Below are 12,096 nucleotides of genomic sequence, written 5' to 3'. Positions count from 1 at the left end.
AGCGCTTACCAGCCCTTGGTCTTGGGCTGCTGCGCCGCGGGTTGCTGTGCCGCGGGCCGCTGCCCGCCCGGCTCGCCGGTGGGCGCCTTCAGCGGCGGCGCCGCCACGATCGGCGTCTGCGGGTACAGCTTCTGCCAGCGCGCCTTCAGGCCCTTGGCGATCTCGGCCTGGTTGTAGCGCTCGGCAAAGTCGATCACGGTCATGCCCTGCTGGTTCTTCAAGCGCATGTCGGCGCCCTCGTCCAGCAGCAGCTTGACGGTCTCGATATGGCCGCCGCGCGCAGCCATCATCAGCGGCGTGGTGCCGTTGGGGCTCTCGGCGTCGATATAGGCGGCCTGGTCGACCAGGTACTTGACCACATTGTTGTGGCCGTTGGTGGCCGCATAGTGCAACGGCGTCCAGCCGGTCTTGTTAACCTCGGCCTCCATCTCGTCGACCATCAGCTTGACCATGTCCAGCTCGCCCTGCAGCGCGGCCATCATCAGCGGGGTCTCGCCGGCCGGGTTGGCCTTGTCGAAATCGATGTCCTTGGCGCGGATCAGCACCGTGGCCGCCTTCAGCGACTTCTCGCGCAGCGCCAGCACCAGCGCCGGGTTGCCGCGGCTGTCCACCAGATTGGGATCGACGCCCTTGGCCAGCAGCTTCTTGACGGTGTTGGCGTCGTCGAATTCGACGGCCTTGCGCATGTCGTCGGCAGGCGCGGCCTGCGCCAGCGTGGCGGCGACCAGCGCAAGGGCGCCGGCAGCGCGTCGGGCAAACTTCATGTTAAACATGCGATTCCCTGTCAATATGCTTGAATAGATTGAAGAAATTTTCCGTCGTCTGTTCCGCAACCTGTTCCACCGGCACCCCGCGCAGCTGCGCGATGAACTCGCCCACATGGCGCACCCAGGCAGGTTCGTTGGTCTTGCCGCGGTATGGCACCGGCGCCAGGTAGGGCGAATCGGTCTCGATCAGCATGCGCTCCAGCGGCACCTTGCGCGCGGTTTCCTGCAGGTCGGCCGCGCTCTTGAAAGTGACGATGCCCGAGAACGAGATATGGAAACCCTCGTCCAGGGCCTGGCGGGCGACGTCCCAGGTCTCGGTGAAGCAGTGCATCACGCCGCCGGCCTCGCGCGCATTCTCTTCGCGCATCAGGCGCAGTGTGTCGTCGGCGGACGAGCGGGTATGGATGATCAGCGGCTTGCCGGTCTGGCGCGCGGCGCGGATATGGGTGCGGAAGCGCTCGCGCTGCCATTCCATGTCGGCGATGCTGCGGCCGTTCAGGCGGTAGTAGTCCAGCCCGGTCTCGCCGGTGCCGACCACGCGCGGGTGGGCGGACAGCTCCACCAGGCGCTCCAGCGTCGGTTCCTCGCCCTCTTCGTAGTCCGGATGCACGCCGACCGAGGCGTACAGGTTGGGATGCTGCTCGGCCAGCGCCAGCACGCGCGGGAAGTCTTCCAGCGTGACCGAGATGCACAGCGCATGCGTGACCTGGTTGGCGCGCATGTTCTCCAGCAGTTCCGGCAGGCGCGCGGCCAGCTCGGGGAAATCGATATGGCAGTGGGAATCGACAAACATGGGGAATCTCTGTTGGCGGGTGGCTCAGTCCACGCGGCGGCCGACGATGATCAGGTCGCGCTCGACACCGTCGAGCACGGCGACGCGCGGCAGGTCGCCCCAGCGCGTAAAGCCCAGCGACGCGAACAGGCCCAGGCTGGGCACATTGTGGCCGAAGATAAAGCCGAGCAGCGTATTCACGCCGACCCTGGGCGCATGGTCGATGGCCTGTTGCAGCAGGTAGCGGCCCAGCCCTTGGCCGCGGCGCTGCGCGTCCAGGTAGATCGACACCTCGGCAGTGGCACCGTAGGCCGGGCGGCCATAGAAATCTGAAAAGCTCATCCAGCCGGCCATGCGGCCGTCGGCGTCCTCGCACACCCACAGCGGGCGGCGCCCGGGCTGGTGGGCGTCGAACCAGGCCTGGCGCGAGGCCACGGTGACCGGTTCGGTATCGGCGGTGACCATGCGCGAGGGCACGGTGCTGTTATAGATGGCGACGATGCCCGGCAGGTCGCGGGGCTCGGCAATACGAAGTGAAAAATTCATTGAAAATCAAAATATTGTGAGAACAACCTCACAACGTTCATAAGGTCTGCGTGGGGCGCCCGGACTCCAGCATCTTGCCCAGGACCTCCTCCACCGCGCGGCGCAGGTTGCGCCCGTTGTCGTCGTCAGGGAAATGCACGCCGACGCCGGGGGTCTTCATCGGCGTGCCCGCCGGGGTGATCCAGGCCACGTGGCCCGCGATCTGGTATTTCTGCGGCCGGTCCAGCAGCGACAGCACCAGGAACACCTGCTCGCCCAGCCGGAACGGCCGGTTCGACGGCACGAAAATGCCGCCGCGCGCCAGGAACGGCATATAGGCCGCATATAGCCCGGCCTGGTCCTTGATCGACAAGGACAGCACATTGGGACGCGATGCCGCTCCGCTGCCAGTTGGCGCAGCGGGCGGTGCGCCGGCGACTGCTGTGTTCATGGTTGACCCCCTGAATGACGGTAATGCTTGTTGTTATGGCTTTTTTTGACTGCCAGGCGTACTACCGGAACAGCTGGCGGTATTCCAGGAATACCGCCTCCATCACCAGCCGGGCCGCCAGTGGATGGTTCTCGCTGCGGCGGTGCGCGGCCAACCGGGTGGCAAAGGCCTGCAGGCGGCGCGCGTCGGTGGCCTCGGCGCAGCGCGCCAGCACGGCCCGTTCCTTGGGGAGGTACCGCGGCGCGGCACTGCCGTCCAGGCGCAGCGTCAGCAGATCGTACGTCCAGCGCTGCAGGATGCCAAGCACGGCAGGCACCGGCAGCTTCTGCAGTTGCTCGGCCGCCGCAGAGGCGTCGAAGGCGGCGGCGGCGCCCAGTTGGCCGACCAGCCAGCGCTGCAGCGGCTGCTCCTCGGCCTCGGCAGCATGCAGCGCGGTCAGCGGCGAGCCGCCGGCCAGCGCCAGCTGGGCGTCGGCATCGGCCACGCCCTGGCCGCGCAGCCAGGCCAGCGCGGCCTCCGACGTCGGGCGCTGGGTCGAGAACTGGCGGCAGCGCGACAGGATGGTCGGCAGGATGCGGTCGAGGCGGTCGGTCACCAGCAGGAACACGGTGGACGGCGGCGGCTCTTCCAGCGTCTTCAGCAGTGCGTTGGCGCCCTCAGTCTGCAGCGCATCGAGTGGATACACCACCACCACGCGCAGCCCGGCCCGGTGCGTGCCCACGCCAACGGCCTCGATCAGCGCGCGCACCTGCTCCATGCGGATGATCTTGCTGGGCGCCTTCTTCTTGCCGCCCTCGTCGGTCTCGGCCTCGGCCGCGGCGTCCAGCGCCTCGGGCCGCACCACGGTGAAGTCCGGGTGGTTGCCCTGGCTGAACCAGTGGCAGGCGGCGCACTGGCCGCAGGGCTGGCCGTCCGGCAGCGGCGCCTCGCACAACAGTCCCTGCGCGAAATGCAGGGCCAGGTCGCGCTTGCCGATGCCTTGCTGGCCATGGATCAGCAAGGCATGCGGCAGCCGTTCACGCAGCGCGCCGAGCCGTTGCCAGTCTTCCTTCTGCCAGGGATATAGCATGTGAATCAGTAGATTAGCGATCTAACTTCAAGTTTTACCTAATGAACGCCCTGCCATTGCGATTCCACAATGGCGCGGCATTCACATCTATCACGCCAGGCATATATCGGCCAAAAATCAGACAGTTGCGATGATTTTTTCAAGTTCATCGCGAATGTCCGCAATGCTGCGCGTGGCGTCGATCACCCGGAAGCGCTGCGGCGACTGGGCCGCGCGGCGCAGGTATTCGTCGCGCGTGCGCTGGAAGAACGCGCGCGATTCGGATTCGAACCGGTCGGGCGCGCGCGCCCCGGCCAGCCGCTCGCTGGCGGTTTCCAGCGGCACGTCGAACAGCAGCGTCAGGTCCGGCTGCAGGCCGCCCTGCACCCAGTCTTCCAGCACTTCCAGGCGCTCGGTGGCCAGGCCCCTGCCCCCGCCCTGGTAGGCGAAGGTGGCGTCGGTGAAGCGGTCGGAAATCACCCACTTGCCGCGCTCCAGCGCGGGGGCGATGACCTCGGCGATATGCTCGCGCCGGGCCGCGAACATCAGCAGCGCCTCGGTTTCCAGGTGCATCTTGCGATGCAGCAGGATCTGGCGCAGGTCTTCGCCCAGCGACGTGCCGCCGGGCTCGCGGGTGGTGACGACGCCGGCAATATCGCTGCGTGCGCGCAGGCGGTCGGCGACCCAGTCGATATGGGTGCTCTTGCCGGCGCCGTCGATGCCTTCAAACGTTATGAATTTTCCGCGCATGGAATGCCTATTTGCCGCGCTGGTACTTGTCGACCGCGCGGTTGTGTTCGGGAAGCGAGTTGGAGAAATGGCTGCTGCCGTCGCCGCGTGCGACGAAGTACAGTGCGTCGGATGGCGCCGGCGTGGTGGCCGCCGCCAGCGAGGCCAGCCCCGGCAGCGCAATCGGCGTGGGCGGCAGGCCGGTGCGGGTGTAGGTATTGTACGGGGTGTCGGCCTGCAGGTCGCGCTTGCGCAGGTCGCCGTCGAAGCCATCGCCCAGGCCGTAGATCACGGTCGGGTCGGTCTGCAGCATCATGTTCTTGCGCAGCCGGTTGATGAACACGGCGGCGATCATCGGGCGTTCGGCGGCCTGGCCGGTTTCTTTCTCGACGATCGACGCCATCACCAGGGCTTCGTACGGGGTCTTGTACGGCAGGTCGGGCGAGCGTGCGTTCCACGCCTCGTTCAAGCGCCGCTGCATGGCACGGTAGGCGTGCTTGTACAACTCGACATCGCTGCTGCCGCGCGCGAACAGGTAGGTATCCGGGAAGAACATCCCTTCGGGCGAGGTCTCGGCCGCGCCGATTGCCTTCATCAGCTCCGCGTCGGACATGTCCCGGGTGTCGTGCCGCAGCGCCGGGCTGGCGTCCACGGCGGCGCGCATCTTGCGAAATTCCCAGCCCTCGATCACCGTGACTACATAGTGCGTAACCTCGCCGCGCGCCAGCTTGCCGATGATCGACAGCGGCGTGGCGCCGGTCTCGAATTCATAGCCGCCGGCTTTCAGGTCAGGGCCGTGGCCGGTCAGGCGCACCAGCAGCATGAACAGCCGCGGGTCCATGCCGACGCCACCGCGCTGGATCTGGCGGCCGACGCTGGCGACGCCGGAATTGGGCTTGATCACCACCTCCATGGGCGACTTGTTGAGGGGCAGCGGGTGATTGGCCCACCACGCGAACGCGCCCACGGCCGCCAGCGCGAATACCAGGATGGCCAGGCCAAGACTAAGGAAAAATCGTTTCATGTATCAAAAATAGGGGCGGCTGACCGGATCCGTCGGAGGGCTTGCGCGCCACCGCTTGCCGCCACGTGCTGCCGGCGCCGGCCGAAAATCTCATAGCCCCATATAATAACCGGCAGCCTCGCACCGACCATGCGCCGCGGCGCCGGCGCCGCTTGACGGCCCGCCCGGCACGGCGCACGACCGGTGCCTTCCCTCTCCCGAATTGCCTCAACGATTGCCACGCAATGTCAGTGATGAATGCCCAAGCCCAGGAACTCGCCGCAAACCTTGAAGCTTTGAGCGGCAGCGGCATCGTCTGCAGCCCGGCCGGCCTCGGCCTGGTCCGTGTGGCCGGCGACGATGCCGGCAGCTTCCTGCACACCCAGCTGACCAATGCGGTCGAAGACCTGAAGGCCGGCGCGGCCCGCCTGGCCGGCTACTGCTCGCCCAAGGGGCGGCTGCTCGCCACCTTCCTGATGTGGCGCGATGCCGAAGGCATCGTGCTGCAGCTGTCGGCCGACATCCAGGCCCCGGTGCAGAAGCGCCTGTCGATGTTCGTGCTGCGCGCCAAGGCCAGGCTGTCCGACATCACCCACACCCATGCTGTCCTCGGCCTCGCCGGGGCGGGCGCGGCCAAGGCCCTGGCCGCAGCCGGCCTGCCCATGCCGGAGGTCGCCTTTGCCGTCGCCGAAGCCGACGGCGTCACCGTGATCCGCCTGCCGGATGGCGCCGGCCAGTCGCGCTGGCAGCTGGTGCTGCCGGCCGAGCGGGCCGAGGCGGTGCGCGCGGCGCTTGCCGCCTCGCTGCAGGATGCGTCGCCCGTGCTGTGGGACTGGCTGGAAGTGCAGTCGGGCCTGCCGCGCATCGTCGCGGCCACGCAAGAGCAGTTCGTGCCGCAGATGATCAATTTCGAACTGGTGGGCGGCGTCAATTTCCGCAAGGGCTGCTATCCCGGCCAGGAAATCGTGGCGCGCAGCCAGTACCGCGGCACGCTCAAGCGCCGCATGTGGCTGGTGCAGGGCGAAGGCGAAGTGCCGGCGCCGGCGGCTGAAATCTATCGTCCGGAAGATCCGGGCCAGCCGTGCGGCATGATCGTTAATGCCGCGCCGGCACCCCAGGGCGGATGGGCCGGCCTGGCCGAGCTGAAGATCGATGCCGCCGCCAGCGCGCTGCGCCTGGGCAGCGCCGAGGGCGCAGCGGTGGCCACCGCCGCCCTGCCCTACGAGGTGCCGCTGGGCGAGGCCGCCCAGGCCGCTGGCTGAACCCACAGGGACCTGCCATGAGCGATCACCTCTACGTCTATTTCCGCGTCCCGGAAGCCGTCGCCGCCGAGGCGCTACCGCACTGGCACCGCTGGATGGAGACGGTCGCCGAAGCAACCGGAATTGGTGGTACGCTGATGCGCAGGCCGGAAACCCGCGCCGGCGTGCAGACCTGGATGGAATGCTACGCCGACGTGCCGCCTGCTTTCGATGCCACGCTGGAAGGCCTGTGGCGGCAGAGCGGGCTGGACCAATGGGTGGATGGCGAGCGGCGGGCCGAGCACTTTGTGGACCTGGACGTGCTATAGGCGTCTGCCGTTGGACTGAAGTACGCCGGGTGCCACTGCAGCAACCCCGGCGGCAAAGGAAGCAAAGCGATGTGTCTGATCCTGGTTGCCTGGCAATCCCACCCGGACTATGCCCTGGTCGTCGCCGGCAACCGCGATGAATTCTATGTCCGCCCCGCGGCGGCCGCGCACTGGTGGCAGGATGCACCGCAGGTGCTGGCCGGGCGCGACCTGGCGGAAGTCATCGGCGAGCCTGGCACCTGGATGGGCGTCAACGCCGACGGCCGCTTCGCCGCACTAACCAACTACCGCGCCCCGTCCGAAAAACGCACCGACGCGCGCTCGCGCGGCGAGCTGGTGGCCGGCTTCCTGCGCGGCCATGCGGCCCCGTTCGATTACCTGGACGGCCTCGCCGGCGAAGACGGCTGCTACAACGGCTTCAACCTGCTGGCGAGCGACCTGCGTGAACTCTGGTGGTACAGCAACCGCTCCGCCTCGCGCCAGCCGCAACGGCTGCGCCCGGGGCTGTACGGCCTGTCCAACGCCCTGCTCGACACGCCCTGGCCCAAGGTGCGCAGCCGCGTGGGCGCGCTGGCCGAGGTGCTGGCCGCCGACAGCGGCCAGGCCAACGCCAGCGCCGAGCCCTACCTGCAAATGCTCGCCGACGCGCGCCAGGCGGCGGATTTCGAACTGCCAGCCACGGGCGTGGCGCCGGAATGGGAAAAGCTGCTGTCGTCGGCATTCATCCGCTCGCCGCTGTACGGCACGCGCGCCAGCACGGTGCTACGCGTGCGCCACGATGGCCGTTTCGACCTGAGCGAGCGCAGCTTCGACGCCGACGGGCGCATCGGCGACGTCAACTTCCACGGCAAGCTGAACCTGCAACGCGACACCGGCATCGTGCCCGCGCCACGCTGAAGCACGGATTCCCGGCGTTCAGCCGGCCAGCCGCTTGCGCATCTCCACGTGCGGGATGCCCGCCTCTTCGAATTCCGGCCCCACCTGAGCAAAGCCCACGCGCGCATAGAACGGCGCGGCGTGCGTCTGCGCATTGAGTACCAGTTCCGGGTAGCCAAGCGCCTCAGCCTTGCGCATCAGCGCATCCAGCACCAGTGCGCCGACGCCGGTGCCGCGCGCGGACTTCAGCACCGCCATGCGCCCGATATGGCCATCTGGCAGCAGCCGTCCGGTGGCGACCGGCGTGCCATCCTCGGCCAGCGCCAGCGCGTGCCAGCTCGGCTCGTCCCATTCATCCCATTCCAGCTCCACCGGCACGCCCTGCTCTTCGACGAAGACGGTGTAGCGGATGGCGCGCGCGCGTTCGCGGGCTTCGGACCAGGGGCAGATCAGGACGGTGACGGGCATGGCGGTGCAATCAGGCTGGTTGAATGGCAGCGCCCGAAATCCGGGCGGGCGCTCATCATACGCCAGTGGTGCGGGGCGCGCATATTGCACCAAAGTGGACCAAAGACGACATCTTCCGCACCAGATTAGGGTTTGCCCGGGGAGGCATCCCTTTAGCAAATTTGTATGATGACCTTATTACCCAATGACCCGGAGACTTCCGTGTTCCAGAAAGTCCCAGCCCGCGCCCTGACCGACAACGTCGCCGAACAGTTGCTGGACAAGATCCAGAGCGGCGCCTTTGCCCGCGGCGCCAAGCTGCCGACCGAGGCGGTGCTGTCCGAGGAATTCGGCGTCAGCCGCACCGTGGTGCGCGAAGCCATCTCCCGGCTCAAGTACGAAGGCGTGGTGGAGTCGCGCCAGGGCAGCGGCGTGTTCGTGACGCTACAGGCCGGCATCCGGCCGCTGCGCATCGACTACACCGAAACCGGCACGCTGGAATCGGTGCTGCAGATCGTCGAGCTGCGCCGCGCGATCGAGGCCGAGGTGGCCGCGCAGGCCGCCCGCCGCCGCACCGATGCGTCGATGGCAGCCATCGACGCCGCGCTGGCCCGGCTCGACGAAGAGGTAGCGCAAGGCGGCGACGGCGTGGCCGAAGACGTGGCCTTCCACCGTGCCATCGCCGAGGCCACCGGCAACCCGTATTTCCTGAAGACGCTGGCCTTCCTCAGCCAGTACCTGGAAGCGGCCACGCGCGTGACCCGGACCAACGAGGCGCGCCGCGCGGACTTTTCGCGCCAGGTGCGTGAAGAACACCAGGCCATCGTCGCCGCCATCCGCGCAGGCGACCCGCTGGCCGCGCGCAATGCCGCGCAGAACCATATGTACAACGCCGCGCACCGGCTGGCCCAGCTTGGTGCCGACGAGAGCGGCGAAGCGCACGGCGCCACCAACTGACGCGCGCGCAAGCCCGAACCATCGAATTATCCGTATCTGTTTCAGGAGTCCCTTCATGTCCAGGAATATCGGCGTCATCGGCCTTGGTGCCATGGGCTTTGGTGTCGCGCAGTCGCTGCTGCGTGCCGGCTTCAACGTGCACGCGTGCGACCTGCGCCCCGAAGTGCTGCAGCGCTTTGCCGATGCCGGCGGTGTGCCGTGCGCCTCGCCCGCCGAGCTGGGCAGCCGTTGCGACGTGGTGCTGACGCTGGTGGTCAACGCGCAGCAGACCGAGGCCGTGCTGTTCGGCGCCAACGGTGCCGCGGCCGCGATGGAGCCGGGCAAGCTGGTGATCGCCAGCGCCACCGTGCCGCCGGGCTTTGCCCAGGCGCTGGGCCGCCGGCTGGCGGAACAGGGCCTGCTGATGCTGGACGCACCGGTCTCCGGCGGCGCAGCGCGCGCCGCCAGCGGCGAAATGACCATGATGACCTCCGGCCCGGCCGAAGCCTACTCGCTGGCCGAGGACGTGCTGGCCGCCATCGCCGGCAAGGTGTACCGCCTGGGCGCCGCGCACGGCGCGGGCTCCAAGGTCAAGATCATCAACCAGCTGCTGGCCGGCGTGCATATCGCCGCGGCCGCCGAGGCGATGGCACTGGGCCTGCGCGAAGGCGTGGACCCGGATGCGCTCTATGACGTGATCACGCACAGCGCGGGCAACTCGTGGATGTTCGAGAACCGCGTGCCCCATATCCTGAAGGGCGACTACACGCCGCTGTCAGCGGTCGACATCTTCGTCAAGGACCTGGGCATGGTGCTCGACACCGCGCGCCAAAGCAAATTCCCGCTGCCGCTGTCGGCGGCCGCGCACCAGATGTTCATGATGGCTTCCACCGCCGGCCATGGCGGCGAGGACGACTCGGCCGTGATCAAGATCTTCCCGGGCATCGAACTGCCGGGCAAGGCCGAATAAGAGGGGCGCACGATGACCGCAGGCACCCTCGCCCATCGCCCGCTTTTGGGCTGCATCGCCGACGATTTCACCGGCGCCACCGACCTCGCCAACACGCTGGTGCGCAATGGCATGCGCACCGTGCAGACCATCGGCCTGCCCGACGTGGGCGCCGTGCAGGACATTGGCGAAGCCGATGCGCTGGTGGTGGCGCTCAAGTCCCGCACCATCCCGGCCGTCGAGGCCGTGGCCCAGTCGCTGGCCGCGCTGCAATGGCTGCGCGCGCAGGGCTGCCGCCAGTTTGTCTTCAAGTACTGCTCCACCTTCGACTCGACCGATGCCGGCAATATCGGCCCGGTGGCCGAGGCGCTGCTGGCGGCGCTGGACAGCGATTTCACCATCGCCTGCCCGGCCTTTCCCGAGAACGGCCGCACCATCTTCCGCGGCCACCTGTTCGTGGGCGACGTGCTGCTCAATGAATCGGGCATGGAGCACCATCCGCTGACGCCGATGACCGATGCCAGCCTGGTGCGCGTGCTGCAGCGCCAGAGCAAGAGCAAGGTCGGCCTGCTGCGCTACGACGCGGTGGCACGCGGCGCGCAGGCCACGGCCGAGCGCATCGCCGCGCTGCGCAGCGACGGCGTGCGGCTGGCGATAGCCGACGCGGTATCCGACGCGGACCTGTTTACGCTGGGCGAAGCCTGCGCCAACCTGCCGCTGATTACCGGCGGCTCCGGCATCGCGCTGGGACTGCCCGGGAATTTCCGCCGCGCCGGCCTGCTGCCGCAGCGCGGTGACGCCGCTTCGGTGCCTGCCATCGACGGCCCGGGCGTGGTGCTGGCCGGCAGCGCCTCGCGCGCGACCAATGGCCAGGTGGCACGCTGGCTGGAACAAGGCCGCCCGGCGCTGCGCATCGACCCGCTCGCGCTGGCGCGCGGCGAAGCCGTGGCCGACTCGGCGCTGGCCTTTGCTGCCGCGCATGACGAACCTGTGCTGATCTACGCCACCTCCAGCCCCGATGAAGTCAAGGCCGTGCAGGCCGAACTGGGCGTTGAGCGCGCAGGACACCTGGTCGAGCAGTGCCTGGCCACGGTTGCCGCCGGGCTGCTGGCACGCGGTACGCGCCGCTTCGTCGTGGCCGGCGGCGAAACCTCCGGCGCGGTGGTGCAGGCGCTGGGCGTGCGCGCCTTGCGTATCGGCGCGCAGATTGCACCGGGCGTGCCGGCCACCGTCACGCTGGATGCAAAGCCGCTGGCGCTGGCGCTCAAGTCGGGCAACTTCGGCGGCCCGGACTTCTTTGACGAGGCGCTGCGCCAGCTTGGAGGCCAGTCGTGAGTACGGAAAACCAGCTGCGCGAAGAGATCTGCCGCATCGGCGCCAGCCTGTACCAGCGCGGCTATACCGTGGGCTCGGCCGGCAATATCAGCGCGCGGCTGGACGACGGCTGGCTGATCACGCCGACCGATGCCTGCCTGGGCATGATGGACCCGGCCGCGGTTGCCAAGGTGGCCACTGATGGCAGCTGGGCCTCCGGCGACAAGCCGTCCAAGACGCTGACGCTGCATCGCGCGATCTACGACAACAACCCCGGGGCGCACGCCGTGGTGCATACGCACTCGACGCACCTCGTGGCCCTGACGCTGGCTGGTGTCTGGCAACCGGACGACGTACTGCCGCCGCTCACGCCGTATTACGTGATGAAGGTCGGCCATATCCCGCTGATTCCCTACCATCGCCCCGGCGATCCGGCCGTGGCCGCGCGCGTGGCCACGCTGGCCGCGCAGGTGCGTGGCGTGCTGCTGGAGCGCCTTGGCCCGGTGGTGTGGGAATCCAGCGTCTCGCGCGCCGCGTTCGCGCTGGAAGAACTGGAGGAGACCGCCAAGCTATGGATGACGATGAAAGACACGCCGGGCTTCGCCGCCCGCGCGGCGCTGCCCGACGGCGCACTGGCTGAGTTGCGCGACGCCTTCCAGGCGCGCTGGTAACAACCGCTTTTCCCCGATAAACGACGGCTTCACCCGGC

At 68.2% G+C, this 12,096-nt stretch carries 15 protein-coding genes; 7 read left to right on the top strand and 8 right to left on the bottom strand.

Features of this window, described 5'->3' with window-relative positions; translation table 11 throughout:
- Positions 1-5 precede the first annotated feature (5 nt).
- From CNE_RS07755 to mltG, 7 genes are all read right to left on the bottom strand, one after another.
- Positions 6-773, bottom strand: a complete 768-nt coding sequence (locus CNE_RS07755; RefSeq protein WP_013956572.1) for an ankyrin repeat domain-containing protein — start codon at positions 771-773, stop codon at positions 6-8.
- On the bottom strand, positions 766-1,560 hold the full coding sequence (locus CNE_RS07750) for a TatD family hydrolase (RefSeq protein WP_013956571.1): 795 nt from the start codon (positions 1,558-1,560) through the stop codon (positions 766-768). The genes CNE_RS07755 and CNE_RS07750 overlap by 8 nt, the downstream gene beginning before the upstream one ends.
- A 24-nt stretch (positions 1,561-1,584) precedes the next feature.
- Positions 1,585-2,085 carry a GNAT family N-acetyltransferase gene (locus CNE_RS07745; protein ID WP_013956570.1) on the bottom strand — a complete coding sequence of 167 codons (501 nt, stop codon included), beginning with the start codon at positions 2,083-2,085 and terminating at the stop codon, positions 1,585-1,587.
- 37 nt (positions 2,086-2,122) lie between these two features.
- Entirely contained in the window at positions 2,123-2,515 is a 393-nt protein-coding gene (locus tag CNE_RS07740) for a PilZ domain-containing protein (protein ID WP_013956569.1), read from the bottom strand.
- Between the two features lie 61 nt (positions 2,516-2,576).
- Complete coding sequence (locus CNE_RS07735) at positions 2,577-3,584, bottom strand: DNA polymerase III subunit delta' (protein ID WP_013956568.1); 1,008 nt, start codon at positions 3,582-3,584, stop codon at positions 2,577-2,579.
- Between the two features lie 117 nt (positions 3,585-3,701).
- Positions 3,702-4,313, bottom strand: coding sequence for a dTMP kinase (tmk, locus tag CNE_RS07730; RefSeq protein WP_013956567.1), 612 nt, complete (start codon positions 4,311-4,313; stop codon positions 3,702-3,704).
- 7 nt (positions 4,314-4,320) lie between these two features.
- Positions 4,321-5,316 carry an endolytic transglycosylase MltG gene (gene mltG, locus CNE_RS07725; protein ID WP_013956566.1) on the bottom strand — a complete coding sequence of 332 codons (996 nt, stop codon included), beginning with the start codon at positions 5,314-5,316 and terminating at the stop codon, positions 4,321-4,323.
- A gap of 224 nt (positions 5,317-5,540) precedes the next feature.
- On the opposite strand from mltG, the gene ygfZ reads away from it, so the two are divergent.
- The 3 genes from ygfZ (at position 5,541) to CNE_RS07710 (ending at position 7,762) form a co-directional block, all read left to right on the top strand.
- Positions 5,541-6,557, top strand: a complete 1,017-nt coding sequence (ygfZ, locus tag CNE_RS07720) for a CAF17-like 4Fe-4S cluster assembly/insertion protein YgfZ (protein ID WP_080569536.1) — start codon at positions 5,541-5,543, stop codon at positions 6,555-6,557.
- 17 nt (positions 6,558-6,574) lie between these two features.
- Positions 6,575-6,865: a DUF4936 family protein gene (locus CNE_RS07715; RefSeq protein WP_013956564.1), complete on the top strand. Its 291-nt coding sequence runs from the start codon at positions 6,575-6,577 to the stop codon at positions 6,863-6,865.
- 69 nt (positions 6,866-6,934) lie between these two features.
- Complete coding sequence (locus tag CNE_RS07710) at positions 6,935-7,762, top strand: NRDE family protein (RefSeq protein WP_013956563.1); 828 nt, start codon at positions 6,935-6,937, stop codon at positions 7,760-7,762.
- 18 nt (positions 7,763-7,780) lie between these two features.
- On the opposite strand, the gene CNE_RS07705 is transcribed toward CNE_RS07710, so the two are convergent.
- The gene (locus CNE_RS07705; RefSeq protein ID WP_013956562.1) at positions 7,781-8,209 is read right to left on the bottom strand and encodes a GNAT family N-acetyltransferase; all 429 of its coding nucleotides are present in this window, start codon (positions 8,207-8,209) and stop codon (positions 7,781-7,783) included.
- A 201-nt stretch (positions 8,210-8,410) separates the two neighbouring features.
- Between CNE_RS07705 and CNE_RS07700 the strand changes: the two genes are divergently transcribed.
- The 4 genes from CNE_RS07700 to otnC are packed head-to-tail and all read left to right on the top strand — an operon-like array spanning position 8,411 to position 12,058.
- Positions 8,411-9,145, top strand: coding sequence for a FadR/GntR family transcriptional regulator (locus CNE_RS07700; protein WP_013956561.1), 735 nt, complete (start codon positions 8,411-8,413; stop codon positions 9,143-9,145).
- A 55-nt stretch (positions 9,146-9,200) separates the two neighbouring features.
- Complete coding sequence (gene ltnD, locus CNE_RS07695; protein WP_013956560.1) at positions 9,201-10,094, top strand: L-threonate dehydrogenase; 894 nt, start codon at positions 9,201-9,203, stop codon at positions 10,092-10,094.
- A gap of 12 nt (positions 10,095-10,106) precedes the next feature.
- Positions 10,107-11,408 (top strand): 3-oxo-tetronate kinase, encoded by a 1,302-nt coding sequence (gene otnK / locus CNE_RS07690; protein WP_013956559.1) that lies wholly within the window; start codon positions 10,107-10,109, stop codon positions 11,406-11,408.
- Positions 11,405-12,058 carry a 3-oxo-tetronate 4-phosphate decarboxylase gene (otnC, locus tag CNE_RS07685; RefSeq protein WP_013956558.1) on the top strand — a complete coding sequence of 218 codons (654 nt, stop codon included), beginning with the start codon at positions 11,405-11,407 and terminating at the stop codon, positions 12,056-12,058. The genes otnK and otnC overlap by 4 nt, the downstream gene beginning before the upstream one ends.
- Positions 12,059-12,096 lie beyond the last annotated feature (38 nt).

Source organism: Cupriavidus necator N-1 (genome assembly GCF_000219215.1).
GTDB lineage: Bacteria > Pseudomonadota > Gammaproteobacteria > Burkholderiales > Burkholderiaceae > Cupriavidus > Cupriavidus necator.
Note: the sequence above shows the minus strand (reverse complement) of the source record. Positions and strands in the feature narration are given on the sequence as shown.

What these genes read in the sequence shown, in the direction of transcription:
- tmk (WP_013956567.1), bottom strand. Translation starts at nt 4,313, where the DNA reads ATGCGCGGAAAATTCATAACGTTTGAAGGCATCGACGGCGCCGGCAAG.
- CNE_RS07750 (WP_013956571.1), bottom strand. Translation starts at nt 1,560, where the DNA reads ATGTTTGTCGATTCCCACTGCCATATCGATTTCCCCGAGCTGGCCGCG.
- CNE_RS07715 (WP_013956564.1), top strand. Translation starts at nt 6,575, where the DNA reads ATGAGCGATCACCTCTACGTCTATTTCCGCGTCCCGGAAGCCGTCGCC.
- otnK (WP_013956559.1), top strand. Translation starts at nt 10,107, where the DNA reads ATGACCGCAGGCACCCTCGCCCATCGCCCGCTTTTGGGCTGCATCGCC.
- mltG (WP_013956566.1), bottom strand. Translation starts at nt 5,316, where the DNA reads ATGAAACGATTTTTCCTTAGTCTTGGCCTGGCCATCCTGGTATTCGCG.
- CNE_RS07740 (WP_013956569.1), bottom strand. Translation starts at nt 2,515, where the DNA reads ATGAACACAGCAGTCGCCGGCGCACCGCCCGCTGCGCCAACTGGCAGC.
- CNE_RS07705 (WP_013956562.1), bottom strand. Translation starts at nt 8,209, where the DNA reads ATGCCCGTCACCGTCCTGATCTGCCCCTGGTCCGAAGCCCGCGAACGC.
- ygfZ (WP_080569536.1), top strand. Translation starts at nt 5,541, where the DNA reads ATGTCAGTGATGAATGCCCAAGCCCAGGAACTCGCCGCAAACCTTGAA.
- CNE_RS07735 (WP_013956568.1), bottom strand. Translation starts at nt 3,584, where the DNA reads ATGCTATATCCCTGGCAGAAGGAAGACTGGCAACGGCTCGGCGCGCTG.
- CNE_RS07710 (WP_013956563.1), top strand. Translation starts at nt 6,935, where the DNA reads ATGTGTCTGATCCTGGTTGCCTGGCAATCCCACCCGGACTATGCCCTG.
- ltnD (WP_013956560.1), top strand. Translation starts at nt 9,201, where the DNA reads ATGTCCAGGAATATCGGCGTCATCGGCCTTGGTGCCATGGGCTTTGGT.
- CNE_RS07755 (WP_013956572.1), bottom strand. Translation starts at nt 773, where the DNA reads ATGTTTAACATGAAGTTTGCCCGACGCGCTGCCGGCGCCCTTGCGCTG.
- CNE_RS07745 (WP_013956570.1), bottom strand. Translation starts at nt 2,085, where the DNA reads ATGAATTTTTCACTTCGTATTGCCGAGCCCCGCGACCTGCCGGGCATC.